The organism is Neobacillus niacini NBRC 15566 (genome assembly GCF_001591505.1).
Taxonomy (GTDB): Bacteria; Bacillota; Bacilli; order Bacillales; family Cytobacillaceae; genus Neobacillus; species Neobacillus niacini.
In genome coordinates this window covers 1-16849 of sequence record NZ_BCVA01000056.1, presented here as the reverse complement: position 1 = coordinate 16849, position 16849 = coordinate 1, and the positions used below count along the sequence as shown (strand labels likewise).

Below are 16849 nucleotides of genomic sequence, written 5' to 3'. Positions count from 1 at the left end.
GGTGAAAATAAATGCAACATGAAACCATGCCAAACTTTCTAAAAAAAAGGGCATTTCTCACCCCTGAAAGGACGGCAGTTTATTTCAATGAAACAGCAATATCTTTTAAAGAATTATATGAAAAATCCTCTCAAACTGCTGGAAAGCTGAAGAGTGTAGGAGTAAAAAAAGATCAATATATTGGGGTATTACTCAAAAATCATCTTGATACCATTGTGATTTTATTTGCACTTCAGCTCATTGGAGTCAAGGCAGTTATTTTAAACAATCGATTATCAAAAAAAGAATTGATATGGCAGTTAAATGATTCAAGGGCAGCCTCGTTAATTCTTGAAAATGATTTTTACGAAATCAAACAGGCATTAGAAGTTCCGGTTTTTACAAAAGACGAATTGTTTGCAGCATCTACAGAAACTCCAGATATACAGGAAGAAATTAATTTAAATGATGTCTGTACCATCATGTACACATCCGGTACAACAGGAAATCCGAAAGGTGTCCTTCATACATATGGGAACCATTGGTGGAGTGCTGTGGGTTCTGCGCTTAACTTAGGATATACCGATCGTGATCGCTGGCTTTGTAGCGTTCCACTTTTTCATATTAGTGGTTATTCCATTTTAATGAAAAGTGTTATATATGGGATGCCGATTATACTCCATGAAAGCTTTGATGCGCATAAAGCCATTAATGATATTAAAAACAAACATGTTACGATTATGTCAGTGGTTGGAACGATGCTTTTTCGGATGGTGGAAGCCCTAGCGGGTTCGAAACTGCCAAATCATTTCCGCTGTGCGCTATTAGGAGGCGGTCCTGCACCGTTACCATTGCTAGAGGCATGTAAGGCAATAGAAGTTCCTGTTTTTCAATCCTACGGCATGACAGAGACGGCGTCTCAAATCGTTACATTAGCTCCCGAGTACAGTATCACAAAACTTGGTTCAGCGGGTAAACCATTATTTCCTTCACAAATTGAGATTATTTTAGAGGATGGAAAAATAGCACAGGCAAAACAAGCTGGTGAAATTATTGTAAAAGGCCCAAATGTGACATTGGGTTATTTAAATCGTCCAGACGTCATAAAGGAAAAATTTAATCAAGGATGGTTTCATACAGGAGACATCGGCTTTATGGATGAGGAAGGCTTTTTATACGTGCTTGACCGGCGTTCTGACCTCATAATTTCGGGCGGAGAAAACATTTATCCTGCAGAAATTGAATCTGTTTTATTAGCTCATCCTGATGTTGTGGATGCGGGTGTTACTGGCTTCAATGATGAAACATGGGGACAAGTTCCCGGTGCATTTATTGTACGCAAAATAAATGCACGTGTTACGGAGGACGAACTTAAACGGTACTGTTTAGAAAACTTGGCGAAATACAAAGTACCGAAATCATTCTATTTTACGGAAAAACTCCCGAGGAATGCTTCTAAAAAACTTCTTCGCAGGAAGCTATCAGAATTGGTTCATGAGGGCAGGATTCATAATGAGAATAGCTCAAATTAAACTTAGAGTCATCAGTATGCCATTGAAGTCCCCTTTTCACACTCACTTAGGTACGGTTACAGAGCGTGAAGGGATTATTGTAGAGGTAATCGATTCGAATGGCATTTCCGGATATGGAGAGGGTGTCGCTTTTACCACACCGTGGTACACAGAAGAGACGGTGAGGACTAGTTTACATATTATGAGTGATGTTTTAATCCCTTTACTTCAAAAGAATTTAATTAACCAACCTGAAGACGCTGCGATTTTATTTCAGTCCATCAGAAAAAACCATATGGCTAAGGCTGGGTTAGAAATGGCCATTTGGGATCTATATGCCAAAGCCAGTTTAACATCTCTCTCAAAGGTCATTGGAGGAACGAGAAGTGAAATTGCTTCTGGTGTGGTGATTGCTGCTGATTCACTCCTAAGTGCACTCAACCAAATTGAAAAATATTTAGAAGAAGGATACCAGAGATTTAAGATTAAGATTCATCCTGGTCAGGACTATACTGTCTTAGAAGAAATACGCCGTTATTATCCGGAACTTCCTATTATGGCAGACGCCAATTCTGCTTATACCTTGAAGGATATGGACAGATTGAAGGCTCTAGATGACTTTAATCTTTTAATGATAGAGCAGCCGCTTGCCAGTGACGATATCATTGAACACTCACTACTTCAAAAAGGTATAAATACACCAATCTGTTTAGACGAAAGTATTGTCAGCTTTCATGACGCAAAAAATGCGATTGAACTTGGCAGTTGTAAGATTATTAATATTAAAGCGGGAAGGGTGGGAGGTCTATACGAAGCAAAAAGAATTCATGATTATTGCCTGAATAGGGGTATCGATGTTTGGTGTGGCGGAATGATAGAATTCGGTATATCCCGTGCGCATAACATAGCACTTGCTTCACTTCCTGGATTTACAATCCCCGGTGATATTTCTGCTTCAAATCGATTTTGGGAGGAAGATATTATTGCACCTGAGGTAAGTGTTAAAAATGGTTGTGTAAGTGTCCCAGATACACCCGGCATTGGGTTCGGCATTAATGAAAAGAGGCTGAAGGAAACCACCCGAATAGAAAAGGTATTTAAATTCTAAAACAATTAAACCAGACAAAAAGTCTGGTTTAATTGTTTGCCTATGCTCTATAGATCTGAGGGTTCGAATGTTTTACAATCGGTTTCTTGACTGTTATCTGCTGTTTTTCCTTTGTGGCTGACAACATATATACTATCTGCACTGCATTTATTTCCCTTTGCCCAAAAAGAGCAATTGTTTACTTCGCATAATACATCTTGTGCCATTTGTATCACTCCTTGTCGAATATTCGTAATACAAAAATAGCTTTTGATTTTTCACAACTGCTCATCCCTGTAAGTTAAAGGGAACTAACCAATTAATCGTTTAAAGCAATTTTAAGTGATGCTAAATTCTGTTCCATTAGAGAAAAATAAGTTTCATTATCTTTAATGTTTTCTTTGGTTAAAATTCCTAGATTATGGACAGGTAATGCCTTAGCTCCAATTTCCTTCTGAACAATTTGTGCTAATTTAGATTGGACGTTTTGTTCAAACAGAATATAATGCAGTCCCTGTTCATCTGCGAGTGAGATAATCTTTTCTAGCTCTCGCTGCGTTGGTTCGTTTGTTGTAGAAAGACCAGAAATACTGATTTCTTCTAAACCGTATCTTTGCTCCCAATAGCTAAATGCTGCATGTGTGACAAGGATTTCTTTATGTTTCGCATTTTTGATGGTAGTTGCAAATTCCGAATTCAATTGATCTAATTCATCTGCAAGCTTCTGATAATTTTGATTAAATGTCTCTTTATTTTGAGGCATTTTTTCAATTAAAGAATCCCTAATGACAGCAGCCATTTCTTTGGAATATAGTGGGTCAAGCCATACATGGGGATTAAAATCTCCATGACCGTCATCCTCATGGTCGTCATGTGCCTCATGTTCTTCAGCGGGATCTAAAATCAAGCTCTCAGCAGTTGGAATCAGTGACACGTTTTCGTTTTTTAATGAACCCTTTGCTTTTTCTACAAAGCCTTCTAACCCTAAGCCAATGTAGAAAAATAAATCTGAATCAGCCAGTTTAATCATATCTTTCTGAGATGGTTCAAATGTATGCTCATCTGCTCCTGGTGGATAAATTGTATGGACATTAACGTATTTTCCTCCGATACGCTCCGTAAAATATTGAAGAGGGAATACGGTGGAATAAATGGTTAACTGCTCTTTCTTTTTTTCCAATTGTCCATTTTCAGGACTGCAGGCAGTTATGACTATAATGGTAATAAGTAAAATAATTGGTAAAAAGATATTTTTTCTCATATATGCTCCTTTAAAAATGTTTATAAACCGGAGTTATTACGATTTGTATTCGAAAATTTTTTAGGTTTAAAGTGATAAAAAAATGTATAATACGGAACGATTCCGATTTCCTTATGTATCTTACAAAAAAAACACCGTAAATGCAAGCAAAATATTTTTTCATTCTTTAGTATTTATGTATGCTTATAGTAATCAAAATTTAAGGTGGGATAATGGTGACGTTATTAAATGAGATTCTAGATTATAACCAAAAATTTGTAGAAAGCCATGAATATAAGAAGTATGAAACAACAAAATTTCCAAATAAACGAGCAGTCATACTAACATGTATGGACACACGATTATTGGAATTGCTGCCAAAGGCAATGAACTTAAGCAACGGTGACATAAAAACGATTAAAAATGCCGGGGCATTGGTTTCTCATCCATTTGGAAGTATTATGAGAAGTATTCTTATCGCAGTTTATCAGCTGCAGGCAGAGGAAGTGCTAGTCATCGCCCATCACGATTGTGGGATGAGCGGATTAAAGGCTGAACCGGTTATCGAAAGTATGTTGAGCCGTGGAGTTGCAGAAGAAACGTTTGATACTCTTACTTATTCAGGTATTGATATTAAAAACTGGCTTCATGGATTTGAGAATGTTACAGAAAGCGTGGAGCATAGTGTGGGAGTAATAAAAAACCATCCTTTAATGCCAGAAGGTGTGCCGGTACATGGGTTAGTCATTGACCCTAAGACAGGAAAACTTGACCTTGTGGTCGATGGTTACCAGGATTAGTTCTCCTTTTTCTCTGGCACCGGATCTATGCCGCCCGGATGAAAAGGATGACATTTAAGAATTCTCTTTAATGTAAGCCAACCGCCTTTTAAAGCTCCAAACCTTTGAACAGCCTCCAACCCATAATGAGAACATGTGGGGTAAAAACGGCAGCTTGGTGGTTTAATTGGAGAAATAACCATTTGATAAAATCGAATAACCGAAATTAAAATCTTTTTAAACATAGGGAGACTCCCTTCAACAAATTACTTAAAAGATATCATAAATAGAAAAAAACGTCTAAATTGTTAATTATGCCTAAGTAGATGAAAAAACTCGGAATTTATAGTAAGATACAACTTAGATGTAAAAAAGGAGTGGGGAATAATGCCTTCAGTAGAAAGCTTTGATTTAGATCATAATGCCGTTAAAGCACCGTATGTTAGACATTGCGGCGTTCATAAAGTAGGAAGCGACGGTATTGTTAATAAATACGATATACGTTTTTGTCAGCCGAATAAACAGGCCATGAAGCCTGATGTCATTCATACACTGGAACATCTGCTGGCATTTAATCTCCGAGCACACGTAGAGAAATACAATCATTTCGATATTATTGATATTTCACCTATGGGTTGTCAAACAGGTTACTATTTAGTAGTTAGCGGTGAGCCAACTGTTGAAGAAATCATTGACCTTCTTGAAGATACAATGAAGACCGCAGTGGAAATTACTGAGATTCCAGCAGCAAATGAGAGACAATGTGGACAAGCAAAGCTTCATGATTTAGAAGGTGCAAAACGCTTGATGCGCTTTTGGCTTGAGCAAAGTAAAGAAGACTTAAAGCAAGTTTTTGCTTAGGCGGTGGAGCTATAAAAAATTCCTATTCGTGATGAATAGGAATTTTTTTATGACCTGTTTTCTTCATTCTCGTTTTTTAAATAAGGATTGTCTTCAAGTGAGTCTACTGTATGTTTAAATTTATAAGCCTTTGACGTAGTGATAACTGCAAGCAACAAAACCACGATGATGATAATGATACTTACCACGAAAATCGTATACATGTTTTCTCCTCCCCTTCTCCTCCTATATTTTAGCATGTTTTTACTCCTTTTTAACAAAAAAAAGGAACTGCTCTATACAGTTCCAGAACTTGAGTAGTATGTACTGATTAGTGAATATTCCTTGGATAATAAGTATGGGTGCGTTGACCGTACTCTTCCTGGGCGAATTTACCTTTTAAGCTTTCAATTAAATAAAGCCCCATTAAATCGTATAATTCTTGCTTATCCATCTCTTTAATTAAGTGTAGGAGATCCTCATGTGACATTTCTTCTAAGAAGGCGAATGCTAACATATCAATATCCTCTTCATCACCTGTCAGCTTGTCTCGATACATTTGAAATAATTCATCGACTAACCTCATTCCTTTCACCTCCAAAGAATTTTTAAAATTTTTTCCTTACTTATTCAATTCCCTTAATGATGAAAAATATCCTCTATGGCTGAAGCAAAAGTTTGAAAAAATGGTGAAAATCCATTTTCTTAATATTATGACAATTATACCTCATTCATTTCTAAAAAATGAGTCGAAATTTGAAAAAGAATAAATTTTATTTGATTGTGGGAAATTTTAAATAATATTAGTAAGGGGATGACATAATGGATGATCAAAAGAAGACCTATTATATAGATGTTGGGCATGGAGAAATATCCCGAAGTGCAACAGCATCTACTTGGAGTTTTAAAATTCAGGCCAATGATGAGGAAATTACTCAGCTTCGTGAGTTATTTGACCAAAATTATTCAACAGAATGGCAAAATTTCTTTAGAGCCCATGTTCCATATGTTCAATATCATTATGACCGTGAAAACGACGCATATGACAGTACAATCCAACAAGTGTATGGGATGATTTACAAACTGGGTGACCAAGAAGCTAGAAATCATATTGAAACGATGAATATATTACCAAAGTAGATTCTAAAGGGGAAATCCTATTAATAAGGATTTTCCTTTTTTTCGATTATAATAAATACATAAGAGGTCCAACGGGGTGAGGATAGTGAGAAAGTTTTTAGATCAATTAGGGAATAAGGTTGAGCTATCATTTTCTAGCAATGCCTTTGAACAGGAAGCGAAACATGTGTTGGTAATATGTAGATATTTAAATGATTGGTTACTAACAATGCATGGTGTTCGAGGATTGGAATTTCCGGGGGGCAAAGTAGAACCTGGAGAGTCCCTCGAAGAAGCTGCTATCCGAGAAGTTTATGAGGAGACGGGTGCTACTTTGGAGGAACTTTTACAGATAGCTGAATATAGAGTAACAGATGAAAAAAATACTTTTGTAAAGGCTGTATTTTCGGGGAAAATAAAATCGATACATAAAATGAATAGCTATTACGAGACAAGTGGGCCTGTATTAGTAGAAGGTGATCTGTTAGAATTGCGGTTTGGCAAAGAGTACAGTTTTATCATGAAGGATGAAGTGGTAGCGGAATGTTTGGAGTATATCCATAAGCTTCAAAACGAAAAAGAATAGCGACAAATTTAGATAAGCCGCTACTCCTTGATAAGTTTTTTTTCCAATAGCTCGACAAGCTGATACATTATCGTTGCAACGACGGCGATGACCAGCAAGGATAAAAAGACCAGGGTGAAATTAAAGACTTGGAAGCCATAAATAATAAAGTAACCTAGTCCTCTGGAGGAAACCAAAAATTCTCCAACTATGACACCGACCCATGATAAACCAACATTGACCTTTAAGGTTGAAATAATGGTTGGAAAACTGGCAGGTAGTATAGCTTCCTTAAAGCATTGTAGACGTGTCGCTCCAAATGTTTGCAGTACTTTCAAATAGTTTGGGTCAACTTCTTTAAAAGAAGTATAAACAACAATAGTTGTAATAATCACAGAGATAATGGCTCCCATTGCAATGATGGAAGGATATCCAGGTCCAAGGGATACGATTAATATGGGACCTAAGGCCACCTTGGGCATTGCGTTTAGAATGACAAGATAGGGGTCAACAATTTTTGAGAGTAATGGCGACCACCAGAGTACTGCTGCTAATATGGTTCCAAGTAATGTACCTAAAAGGAAACCAAAAATCGTTTCTGTTAAGGTTACACCAAGATTGGACATCAAGGAGCCATCTTGTATTTTCTCGAGAAATAATTTCCAAATTTTCGATGGGGAACTGAACAGCAGAGGATCTATCCAGCGTTGTTGACTCGAGATTTCCCAACTAGAAAAAAAGAGCAGGAAAATGACAATTTGATAAAAACGTACCCATCTTTTTTGAATGGTCAGGGAATGTAAATAATTTTTATGGAGGAGGTTCACGCTATTTTTTTCCTGTTTCAAGTGAATCCAGCTCCTTCCATATTGTTTGAAAGATACCCGAAAAGGCTTCGTGGTTTCTAGCGTGAAAAGGGGTTAAGCTTCTTAGTTCATCTGGCATGTCAAAAATCCTATGAATCCTGCCGGGACTTGGTGAAAAGAGTACGACCCGGTCACTCATCGCTATGGCTTCACCAATATCATGTGTGACAAGAATGGCTGTTTTTCCAAAAGAATCGAGTGTGTTTGAAACTAGATCTTCTAACTTTAACTTAGTTTGATAATCTAATGCTGAGAATGGTTCATCCAGCATAAGCAGCTTAGGCTCTGTTGCCAGCGTTCTTACGAGAGCAGCACGCTGCCTCATACCGCCCGAAAGCTGCTTTGGCAATTGTGTTTCTATTCCGCTTAATCCCATTTGATTTAAAAGATCTAAAGCTGCATTTTTGGTTTTCTCATTCAATTGTTTGGATAATTTTAGGCCAAGAAGGATATTTTCTTCGATTGTTTTCCATGGGAATAAATAATCTTGTTGAAGCATATAGCCGATCTGGTTCTTTAGCCCCGTTATTGGTTTTTTTTCAAGTAAAATGGTTCCTTGTGTGGGCTTTATAAGCCCGGCAATGATAGAAAGCAAGGTTGTTTTCCCACAGCCGCTAGGGCCGAGGAAGGAAACAAATTCACCTTCCTCAATTTGTAAACTTATTTCCGAGAGGGCCGTTGTTGCAGAGGCTTTTGTGAAATAAGTGTGATGGATATCTTTAATCGCTAAAAAACTCATTTGGACGGCCTCCCATATTTTTTATTCTTTTTTCACTTTTTCAGCGATATCGGTATTTACAAGTGTTGCATGGTCCACCTCTTTTGGAAGCTCGCCAGCTTCATCCATGATGTCTTGGAGATTGTTCCATTCTTCCACATCTAGGACTGGATCAGTTGCAAACGAGCCTTGCTGTTTATAGCGGTCCACAACTGTACTAATCAGTTCAAGATCTGTATCTGGGAAATAGGATTGAATAGCCTCTGCTATTTCGTCAGCGCTATGTGTGTCAACCCATTGCTGTGCCTTGTAAATGGCTCTTGTGAATTTTTCTACAATATCCTTGTTTTCTTTCATGTAACTGTCCTTGGCCATAAAGGTTGTATATGGAACATGGCCAGATTCTGTTCCAAAGGAAGCAATAATATGTCCTTTTCCTTCTTTTTCGAAGATACTCGCCTGTGGTTCAAATAATTGAACAAAATCGCCAGTTCCAGAAGCAAAGGCACTCGGAATGTTTGCAAAATCAATGTTTTGAATGAGATTTAAATCTTGATGAGGATTGATACCGTGTTTCTTGAGAACGAACTCCCCAACCATTTGCGGCATACCGCCAGTACGCTGCCCTAGAAAAGTAGACCCTTTAAGAAGATCCCATGAGAAATTATCAATTTTTTCTCTTGAGACTAGAAAAGTACCATCTGTCTGCGTGAGCTGGGCAAAATTAATAACCGGATCATTGGACCCTTGAGCATAAACATAAATAGAAGTCTCAGAGCCAACCAATGCAATATCAGCACCATTTGATAACAGTGTTGTCATTGTTTTATCGCCGCCAAAGGCTGTAGAAAGTTCAACATCTAGGCCCTCTTCTTCGAAGAATCCTTTTGCAATAGCGACATATTCAGGGGCATAGAAGATAGAACGAGTAACTTCAACCAATCGAACCTTTTCTATTTTCTCTGAATCGGTTTTGTCAGCATTGTTACAAGCAGCTAGCGAGAACATGAGAAGTACAATAAGTAGTGAAGACAAGCTGATTTTTAACCACTTTTTCATACCAAACCCTCCTTAATACAATAGAAATCTGGGCTGTTGACCTAACATATCGTATGAAAGAGAACTAAATGTGTGAATGCCTATTTACATAAATTTTTTTACCGAATAATGGAAAGGTGAAATGTAGTGAACAATCAGAATGGAAAAATCATAAAAATTTATCGTTTTCCTTCACCCAATCCCAATGTGGTTTTAAGGGAGATTACTTATCTTTCAAATGGATTGAGAGTAAAAGGACTACTGGCACAACCAAAAATACAAGGAAACTATGATGGCTTCTTATATTTGCGCGGCGGTATTAAGAATGTGGGGAAGGTGAGACCCGCAAGAATTGCCCAATTTGCCTCTGAGGGATTCATCGTATTTGCTCCTTACTATCGAGGAAATCAAGGAGGGGAGGGAAATGAGGATTTTGCCGGGGAGGACAGGGGGGATGCTTTTGCGGGCTATCAGCTTTTAAAATCGCTTCCTAATGTTGGGCATATCCACGTTTTTGGTTTTTCTCGAGGTGGTGTAATGGCATTGTTGACAGCACTTCAATACCCTGAGGCAGCTTCGATTGTTACTTGGGGCGGGGTAAGTGATATGTCACTAACCTATGAAGAGAGAAAAGATTTACGGAAAATGATGAAAAGGGTGATTGGCGGTACACCTGGAAAATATCCTGAGAGATATGAAGAACGAACGCCTCTTTATGAGCTTGAAAAGCTTATAGCTCCTGTTTTAATCATTCATGGAGTTAATGATCAGAATGTATCGGTGGAGCATGCCTATAGGCTGGAAAAAAGGCTTAAGATGTTAAATAAACAGGTGGAATGTTGGTATTTTGATGATTTCACCCACTACTTTCCTCCTGCAGTTAATAGAAAAATCGTGAAGGATTTAGCGAAGTGGATGAAATCCCAAATCAAAAGATGTTAAAATAACAGTAAGAGACCAATTACAGAGGAGCGGGTAGATATGGGTATGCCCCTTGAATTGAATACGATGATCGTTACAAAAGGAAGAGAAAAAAGAATTGAAGAAAATCTTTTCGTATTAGAAAAAGAAGGCTATCGACTTTATCCGATTGATATTCAAATTGAAGTAAGAAAAACCATTGAAAGCGATACGAGTGGAACAGCTGTCATTAAAAAAGTAGAATGGCAAGGAAGCCGCACTTTGTTAACTTATCAATTAATTTCACTAAATTCTACAAATTAGTAAAAAGCCCTTATCGACAGCGATAAGGGCTTGCTTTTTTCTAGGCAATAGGTCCGCCTTTTTCTTCAATCTCAGCTGAAACTTTTGTGAATTTCTTAAAGTTTTCACGGAACTTACCCGCTAATTCTTTTGCTTTATTTTCATAATCTTGAGGGTCAGCCCAGGTCTTGCTTGGTTGAAGAACCTCATCAGGTACACCTGCAATGTGGAGTGGAATATTCAGTCCAAAAATATCATCTTTTACGGTTTCAACATTGTTTAGTTCACCTTCAAGTGCTGCCTGAATCATCGCCCTTGTATAGGATAATTTCATGCGGCTGCCTACTCCGTATTCTCCCCCAGTCCAGCCAGTATTCACAAGGAAGACATTTGCATTGTGCTCAAGGATTTTTTCTCCCAGCATTTCTGCATAACGTGTTGCTGGCAATGGTAAGAACGGTGCACCAAAGCAGGTAGAGAAGGTTGCTTCTGGAGAGGTAACTCCTCGCTCGGTTCCTGCCAATTTGGACGTATAACCACTCAAGAAATGATACATTGCCTGCTCTTTTGTTAACTTTGAGATTGGAGGCAGTACTCCAAATGCATCAGCGGTTAAAAAGACGATGGTATTCGGATGACCAGCAATGCTTGGTTGAACAATGTTATCGATGGCATGCATCGGATATGCAGCCCTCGTATTCTCAGTTAGAGTACCGTCGTCATAATCTGCAATTCTTGTATCGGGATTGAGAACAACATTTTCTAATACAGAACCAAAATGGATGGCGTCAAAAATTTGCGGCTCTTTTTCCCTTGAAAGATTAATGGTTTTTGCATAGCAGCCACCTTCGATATTAAACACACCATTTGATGACCAGCCATGCTCATCATCACCAATTAAGCGGCGTTTTGGGTCCGCAGATAAAGTGGTTTTACCGGTTCCAGATAGACCAAAAAACAGTGCAACATCACCTTCAACACCAATATTAGCAGAGCAATGCATAGAGAAAATATTATTCTCAGGTAAAAGATAGTTCATAATCGAAAAGATCGATTTTTTCATTTCACCAGCATATTCTGTACCGCCAATTAAGATGGTTCGTTTTTCAAAAGAGATAATAATAAAGGTTTCAGACTTTGTTCCGTCTACGATAGGATTTGCTTTGAAGTTAGGAGCGGAAATCACAGTGAAACCAGGTTTATGTGTCAGCAATTCTTCTTCACTTGGCCTAATAAATAATTGATGGGCGAATAGATTATGCCAAGCCAATTCATTGACCACTTGGATCGGTAATTGGGTTTTTTTATCTGCCCCAGCAAACCCTTTGAAAACGAAGATTTCATTTTGTCCTTTTAAGTATTCTAATACTTTATGATAGAGGTTATTAAAGACATCTTCAGAAATTGGCTGATTTAAATTGCCCCAATCAATTTTATCCTTAATGGAGTCTTCCATAACAATAAATTTGTCTAGAGGCGACCTGCCAGTATATTTACCCGTTGATACACTAATGGCACCAGTTGAGGTTAATTTTCCTTCATTTCTTGATAAGACTTTTTCCACTAATTGAGGAACTGACATTTGAATGTGCACATGACTTTCTTCCAGCAATTGGCTTAATTCATTTGGGATGTGGACTGAATTCATATCAGAACGAACCTTCCTTTTCAAGTTTTTAATATTCAATATATTCACGAAAAGTATAACACATTTAATTGAATAGTCTATACTAATTAGTAAATTTAGGTTGTATTAATAAACCGTAAATTGAAAATGGTAAAATTTCGTATGTTTATCCTAATTTTGCTAAAAAATTCATTGACAATGTTCGACAGCTTCAAGTATGATACTAATTTGAACGGATACTCTCTTATCCTGAGCTGGTGGAGGGACAGGCCCTATGAAACCCAGCAACCTGCTTCATGAGAAGATCGATTACGTAGTTGTCATTTTCTCAAATGCGAAGGTGCTAATCTGACGCAAGGCTTTGACCTTGAACGATAAGAGTGAAAGGCCCGGAACAACCTTTCCTCATGTGGTAAGGTTTTTTGTTTTGTATAAGACCTTTTATCATAAGAGCTGCTAATAAAAATCCTTTGTTTATTTCATACTAAGGGAATGAGTACCGTATCAAATTCAGTGGTTCTAGAAGTATTCCTGTAACCTTCATATGAACCTTGATTTATCTCATAATAGAGGAGGAAATCAGATGTCAACAAAACGCCGTTTGTTCACTTCTGAGTCAGTTACGGAAGGTCATCCAGATAAAATCTGTGACCAAATATCTGATTCGATTTTAGATGCGATTTTAGCAAAGGATGCAAATGCTCGTGTTGCAGCTGAAACATCAGTTACAACCGGGTTAGTATTAGTTGCAGGGGAAATTACTACATCTACTTACGTTGATATTCCTAAAATTGTTCGTGAGACAGTTAAAGGTATTGGTTACGATCGTGCAAAATATGGCTTTGATTCCGAAACTTGTGCAGTATTAACTTCAATTGGAGAACAAAGTCCTGATATTGCAATGGGTGTGGATCAGGCACTTGAAGCTCGTGAAGGACTAATGTCTGATGAAGAAATTGAAGCAATCGGAGCAGGGGACCAAGGTTTAATGTTTGGTTTTGCTTGTAATGAAACCAAAGAACTTATGCCTCTTCCGATCTCTCTGGCACATAAGCTTGCTCGTAAGTTAACAGAGGTAAGAAAAGATGGGGTGCTTGAGTACCTTCGTCCTGATGGAAAGACTCAAGTTACGGTTGAGTATGATGAAAATGATAAGCCTGTTCGTATTGATACCATTGTTATTTCAACTCAACATAATCCTGAGGTAACATTGGAGCAAATCCAACGTAATTTGAAGGAATATGTTATTAATCCAGTGGTACCTAAAGAATTAATCGATGAAAATACAAAGTACTTTATCAACCCAACAGGACGTTTTGTTATTGGCGGACCTCAAGGGGATGCTGGTTTAACAGGTCGTAAAATCATTGTTGATACATATGGCGGATATGCTCGCCATGGCGGAGGCGCTTTCTCCGGCAAGGATCCTACAAAGGTTGACCGTTCTGCGGCTTATGCAGCGCGTTATGTTGCGAAGAATATTGTAGCAGCAGGACTTGCTGACAAAGTGGAAGTACAGCTTGCTTATGCAATAGGGGTAGCGAGACCCGTTTCAATTTCGATTGATACCTTTGGAACTGGTAAAGTGACCGAAGATGTATTAGTTGAACTTGTAGGTTCAAATTTTGACCTCCGTCCAGCTGGAATTATTAAAATGTTGGATCTTCGACGCCCAATCTACAAACAAACAGCTGCATATGGTCATTTTGGCCGTACAGATGTGGACCTCCCTTGGGAGCGTACAGATAAAGCTGATGAATTACGTCAACAAGCAAATACTAAGTAAAACCCAATACGGGAGTTGCATTTAATGTAACTCTCTTTTTCATTTCTACGTCTAAGTTTAGGGCAATGTGTTTAGGTGAAAACTATCTGTACCTGAATTTTCCTACCTTTCACACTGCCATTTTTATGTGAATAGTGGTAGGATAGGAGAGTATGTTTTTTAAGTTTTGATATTTAGATTGGAGTAGGTGACGTACATAATGTGTGGTTTTATTGGTTGTGTACACGACAAGGAACAAAACTATCGTGATGAACAAAAACAACAATTCAAAAATATGAACGATATTATAACCCATCGTGGACCTGATGATGATGGCTTTTATTATGATGGTCATATTCAATTCGGTTTTCGCCGTTTAAGTATTATTGATATTGAATGTGGGCATCAGCCATTAACGTATGAAAATGAGCGCTATTGGATTATTTTTAATGGGGAAGTTTATAACTACCTAGAACTTCGTGAAGAATTGCTCAAAGAGGGCTTACAATTTGCAACTAACTCTGATACAGAAGTTATTATTGCCTTGTATAGTCATTTGAAAGAAAAAGCGGTTGAAAAATTGCGCGGGATGTTTGCCTTTACCATTTGGGATAAACAAGAACAAACTGTGTTTGGTGCAAGGGATCCTTTCGGGATTAAACCATACTTCTATTTTGAGGATGGGGAAAGGACATTTTTTGCTTCAGAGAAGAAGAGTATCCTTCTAGCACTAGAAAACGATGTTTTAGATTATGATTCTCTGCAGCATTATTTAACGTATCAATTTGTTCCTGAACCAAATACGATGTCAAAAGGCATTCATAAGTTAGAGCCTGGACATTATTTTACAAAAAAAATCGGCTCTCCAATGGAAATTAAAAAATATTGGAAGGCACATTTTAATCCGGTTCAGAAATCAGAAGCGGCATTTATCAAAGAAATTCAAGAGGTATTAATCGATTCTGTTAAAATGCATATGAGAAGTGATGTTCCTGTTGGTTCATTCCTTTCAGGCGGGATTGACTCTTCGATTATTGCTTCGATTGCTAAACAATTTCATCCTGCCATTAAGACATTTTCAGTAGGTTTCGAGCATAATGGTTTTAGTGAAATCGATGTTGCAAAAGAAACGGCAGATAAACTTGGGGTAGAAAATATCAGTTATGTGATTACTCCTCAAGAATACATGAATGAACTTCCAAAGATCATTTGGCATATGGATGATCCACTTGCAGACCCAGCTGCAATTCCGTTGTACTTTGTGGCACGTGAAGCAAGAAAGCATGTTACGGTTGTACTTTCTGGTGAAGGTGCGGATGAATTGTTTGGCGGCTACAATATTTATCGTGAACCACAAGATTTAGAAGTGTTTAATAAAATCCCAAGAGTAGGAAAAGTATTACTAAAAGGCATTGCGAACATGATGCCTGAAGGAATGAAAGGGAAGAGCTTTATTGAACGTGGAGTAACTCCTATGGAAGAACGTTATATTGGGAATGCTAAAATGTTCACAGAGGAAGAAAAAAGGGATTTGCTATCTGTTTACCGAGAAGGTATAAATTACTTGGATATCACAAAACCACTTTATGCTGAATCAAAAGGCTATGATCCAGTTGATCGTATGCAGTTTATTGATATCCACACTTGGATGCGCGGTGATATTTTATTAAAAGCTGATAAAATGACGATGGCTCATTCATTAGAGCTTCGAGTTCCATTTTTGGATAAAGTGGTTTTTGAAGCAGCGTCGAAAATTCCAACTAGCTTGAAAACAGCTAACGGTACAACGAAGTATATTTTACGAAAAGCTGCAGAAGGAATTGTTCCAGAGCATGTATTAAATCGTAAGAAACTTGGATTCCCAGTGCCGATTCGCCACTGGTTGAAGAATGAAATGAACGAGTGGGCAAAAACGATTATTAGAGAAAGCAACACTGATCATTTATTAAATAAATCTTACGTATTGAGACTTCTTGAAGACCACTGTCAAGGGAAGGCGGATAACAGCCGTAAAATATGGACCGTGCTAATCTTTATGGTTTGGCACCAGGTTTATGTAGAGGGGAAATACTCCTTTTCAGGACAGAAAGAACTCTTGACTATGAAAAACTAAAAAATTATTAATGGTGTCACTTGTGAGGGGCAAATAGATTGCAATCTTACCACTTACCTCATAATTTACACTAACTAAGAATGGCTCGAAGTTATCTTCAAGCCATTCTTTTTTTATCGGATAAATACTTTAGTTGATTATAACCTTGTGTCATGTTTTAGTGGTACAGGTTCGAATAAAGGGAGAGACGAGTCCGAATAGGGAAAGCAATCGGACAAGGGAAGTCAGATTCGAGAGAGTCGAGTCTGATTCGAGTAAGCATTTGGACAACGTAAGTCGGATTCGAAAGAGACGAGTCCGAATCGGGCAAGTATTTGGACAAGGAGAGTCAGATTTCAGAGAGTCATGTCCGAATCAGGAAAGTATTCGGACAACCTGTGTAAGAATCGAGAGAGTCGA

General features: G+C 37.9%; 19 protein-coding genes and 1 riboswitch. Of the genes, 10 read left to right on the top strand and 9 right to left on the bottom strand.

The window, feature by feature from the left end; genetic code table 11:
• The first annotated feature begins 11 nt into the window (after positions 1–11).
• Both BANA01_RS25520 and menC read left to right on the top strand, forming a co-directional pair.
• Positions 12–1511, top strand: coding sequence for an o-succinylbenzoate--CoA ligase (locus BANA01_RS25520; protein WP_034673525.1), 1500 nt, complete (start codon positions 12–14; stop codon positions 1509–1511).
• Positions 1492–2598 (top strand): o-succinylbenzoate synthase, encoded by a 1107-nt coding sequence (gene menC, locus BANA01_RS25515; protein ID WP_034673523.1) that lies wholly within the window; start codon positions 1492–1494, stop codon positions 2596–2598. The genes BANA01_RS25520 and menC overlap by 20 nt, the downstream gene beginning before the upstream one ends.
• A 47-nt stretch (positions 2599–2645) precedes the next feature.
• Here menC and BANA01_RS29345 read toward each other — a convergent pair whose 3' ends face one another.
• Positions 2646–2804 (bottom strand): DUF1540 domain-containing protein, encoded by a 159-nt coding sequence (locus BANA01_RS29345; protein ID WP_082799676.1) that lies wholly within the window; start codon positions 2802–2804, stop codon positions 2646–2648.
• Between the two features lie 92 nt (positions 2805–2896).
• On the bottom strand, positions 2897–3838 hold the full coding sequence (locus BANA01_RS25510; protein ID WP_063255261.1) for a metal ABC transporter solute-binding protein, Zn/Mn family: 942 nt from the start codon (positions 3836–3838) through the stop codon (positions 2897–2899).
• 215 nt (positions 3839–4053) lie between these two features.
• Here BANA01_RS25510 and BANA01_RS25505 point away from each other — a divergent pair, with 215 nt between their 5' ends.
• Positions 4054–4617, top strand: coding sequence for a beta-class carbonic anhydrase (locus BANA01_RS25505; protein WP_063255259.1), 564 nt, complete (start codon positions 4054–4056; stop codon positions 4615–4617).
• On the opposite strand, the gene yidD is transcribed toward BANA01_RS25505, so the two are convergent.
• Positions 4614–4841, bottom strand: coding sequence for a membrane protein insertion efficiency factor YidD (gene yidD, locus BANA01_RS25500; RefSeq protein WP_063255257.1), 228 nt, complete (start codon positions 4839–4841; stop codon positions 4614–4616). The genes BANA01_RS25505 and yidD overlap by 4 nt on opposite strands.
• Before the next feature lie 142 nt (positions 4842–4983).
• On the opposite strand from yidD, the gene BANA01_RS25495 reads away from it, so the two are divergent.
• Positions 4984–5457 carry an S-ribosylhomocysteine lyase gene (locus BANA01_RS25495; protein WP_063255256.1) on the top strand — a complete coding sequence of 158 codons (474 nt, stop codon included), beginning with the start codon at positions 4984–4986 and terminating at the stop codon, positions 5455–5457.
• A 47-nt stretch (positions 5458–5504) separates the two neighbouring features.
• On the opposite strand, the gene ytzI is transcribed toward BANA01_RS25495, so the two are convergent.
• Together ytzI and BANA01_RS25490 are read right to left on the bottom strand one after the other, a co-directional pair.
• On the bottom strand, positions 5505–5660 hold the full coding sequence (ytzI, locus tag BANA01_RS29340) for a YtzI protein (RefSeq protein WP_082799675.1): 156 nt from the start codon (positions 5658–5660) through the stop codon (positions 5505–5507).
• Between the two features lie 107 nt (positions 5661–5767).
• Positions 5768–6022, bottom strand: coding sequence for a DUF6154 family protein (locus tag BANA01_RS25490; RefSeq protein WP_063255254.1), 255 nt, complete (start codon positions 6020–6022; stop codon positions 5768–5770).
• A gap of 236 nt (positions 6023–6258) precedes the next feature.
• On the opposite strand from BANA01_RS25490, the gene BANA01_RS25485 reads away from it, so the two are divergent.
• Together BANA01_RS25485 and ytkD are read left to right on the top strand one after the other, a co-directional pair.
• Positions 6259–6576: a hypothetical protein gene (locus BANA01_RS25485; protein WP_063255252.1), complete on the top strand. Its 318-nt coding sequence runs from the start codon at positions 6259–6261 to the stop codon at positions 6574–6576.
• An 85-nt stretch (positions 6577–6661) separates the two neighbouring features.
• Positions 6662–7141, top strand: a complete 480-nt coding sequence (gene ytkD / locus BANA01_RS25480) for an RNA deprotection pyrophosphohydrolase (RefSeq protein WP_063255262.1) — start codon at positions 6662–6664, stop codon at positions 7139–7141.
• 20 nt (positions 7142–7161) lie between these two features.
• On the opposite strand, the gene BANA01_RS25475 is transcribed toward ytkD, so the two are convergent.
• Genes BANA01_RS25475 through BANA01_RS25465 form a run of 3 tightly spaced genes read right to left on the bottom strand, consistent with a single transcriptional unit; the run spans position 7162 to position 9763 of the window.
• Complete coding sequence (locus tag BANA01_RS25475; RefSeq protein WP_063255251.1) at positions 7162–7968, bottom strand: ABC transporter permease; 807 nt, start codon at positions 7966–7968, stop codon at positions 7162–7164.
• Positions 7949–8725 carry an ABC transporter ATP-binding protein gene (locus tag BANA01_RS25470; protein ID WP_063255249.1) on the bottom strand — a complete coding sequence of 259 codons (777 nt, stop codon included), beginning with the start codon at positions 8723–8725 and terminating at the stop codon, positions 7949–7951. Before BANA01_RS25470 ends, BANA01_RS25475 begins: the two co-directional genes overlap by 20 nt.
• Before the next feature lie 21 nt (positions 8726–8746).
• Entirely contained in the window at positions 8747–9763 is a 1017-nt protein-coding gene (locus tag BANA01_RS25465) for an ABC transporter substrate-binding protein (RefSeq protein WP_063255248.1), read from the bottom strand.
• A 126-nt stretch (positions 9764–9889) separates the two neighbouring features.
• Between BANA01_RS25465 and BANA01_RS25460 the strand changes: the two genes are divergently transcribed.
• Positions 9890–10684, top strand: a complete 795-nt coding sequence (locus BANA01_RS25460) for an alpha/beta hydrolase family protein (protein ID WP_063255246.1) — start codon at positions 9890–9892, stop codon at positions 10682–10684.
• Between the two features lie 39 nt (positions 10685–10723).
• Positions 10724–10966: a DUF2584 domain-containing protein gene (locus tag BANA01_RS25455; RefSeq protein ID WP_063255244.1), complete on the top strand. Its 243-nt coding sequence runs from the start codon at positions 10724–10726 to the stop codon at positions 10964–10966.
• 40 nt (positions 10967–11006) lie between these two features.
• On the opposite strand, the gene pckA is transcribed toward BANA01_RS25455, so the two are convergent.
• Positions 11007–12593 (bottom strand): phosphoenolpyruvate carboxykinase (ATP), encoded by a 1587-nt coding sequence (pckA, locus tag BANA01_RS25450; protein ID WP_063255243.1) that lies wholly within the window; start codon positions 12591–12593, stop codon positions 11007–11009.
• 220 nt (positions 12594–12813) lie between these two features.
• Positions 12814–12953, top strand: a riboswitch (SAM riboswitch).
• Between the two features lie 202 nt (positions 12954–13155).
• On the opposite strand from pckA, the gene metK reads away from it, so the two are divergent.
• The gene (gene metK / locus BANA01_RS25445) at positions 13156–14358 is read left to right on the top strand and encodes a methionine adenosyltransferase (RefSeq protein WP_063255241.1); all 1203 of its coding nucleotides are present in this window, start codon (positions 13156–13158) and stop codon (positions 14356–14358) included.
• 199 nt (positions 14359–14557) lie between these two features.
• Positions 14558–16450, top strand: coding sequence for an asparagine synthase (glutamine-hydrolyzing) (gene asnB / locus BANA01_RS25440; RefSeq protein WP_063255240.1), 1893 nt, complete (start codon positions 14558–14560; stop codon positions 16448–16450).
• Positions 16451–16849: the final 399 nt, after the last annotated feature.

Excerpts from the sequence above, each read along its gene's own strand:
- BANA01_RS25520 (WP_034673525.1), top strand. The coding sequence starts at position 12 with ATGCAACATGAAACCATGCCAAACTTTCTAAAAAAAAGGGCATTTCTC.
- menC (WP_034673523.1), top strand. The coding sequence starts at position 1,492 with ATGAGAATAGCTCAAATTAAACTTAGAGTCATCAGTATGCCATTGAAG.
- BANA01_RS29345 (WP_082799676.1), bottom strand. The coding sequence starts at position 2,804 with ATGGCACAAGATGTATTATGCGAAGTAAACAATTGCTCTTTTTGGGCA.
- BANA01_RS25510 (WP_063255261.1), bottom strand. The coding sequence starts at position 3,838 with ATGAGAAAAAATATCTTTTTACCAATTATTTTACTTATTACCATTATA.
- yidD (WP_063255257.1), bottom strand. The coding sequence starts at position 4,841 with ATGTTTAAAAAGATTTTAATTTCGGTTATTCGATTTTATCAAATGGTT.
- BANA01_RS25495 (WP_063255256.1), top strand. The coding sequence starts at position 4,984 with ATGCCTTCAGTAGAAAGCTTTGATTTAGATCATAATGCCGTTAAAGCA.
- ytzI (WP_082799675.1), bottom strand. The coding sequence starts at position 5,660 with ATGTATACGATTTTCGTGGTAAGTATCATTATCATCATCGTGGTTTTG.
- BANA01_RS25490 (WP_063255254.1), bottom strand. The coding sequence starts at position 6,022 with ATGAGGTTAGTCGATGAATTATTTCAAATGTATCGAGACAAGCTGACA.
- BANA01_RS25485 (WP_063255252.1), top strand. The coding sequence starts at position 6,259 with ATGGATGATCAAAAGAAGACCTATTATATAGATGTTGGGCATGGAGAA.
- BANA01_RS25470 (WP_063255249.1), bottom strand. The coding sequence starts at position 8,725 with ATGAGTTTTTTAGCGATTAAAGATATCCATCACACTTATTTCACAAAA.
- BANA01_RS25465 (WP_063255248.1), bottom strand. The coding sequence starts at position 9,763 with ATGAAAAAGTGGTTAAAAATCAGCTTGTCTTCACTACTTATTGTACTT.
- BANA01_RS25455 (WP_063255244.1), top strand. The coding sequence starts at position 10,724 with ATGGGTATGCCCCTTGAATTGAATACGATGATCGTTACAAAAGGAAGA.
- pckA (WP_063255243.1), bottom strand. The coding sequence starts at position 12,593 with ATGAATTCAGTCCACATCCCAAATGAATTAAGCCAATTGCTGGAAGAA.
- metK (WP_063255241.1), top strand. The coding sequence starts at position 13,156 with ATGTCAACAAAACGCCGTTTGTTCACTTCTGAGTCAGTTACGGAAGGT.
- asnB (WP_063255240.1), top strand. The coding sequence starts at position 14,558 with ATGTGTGGTTTTATTGGTTGTGTACACGACAAGGAACAAAACTATCGT.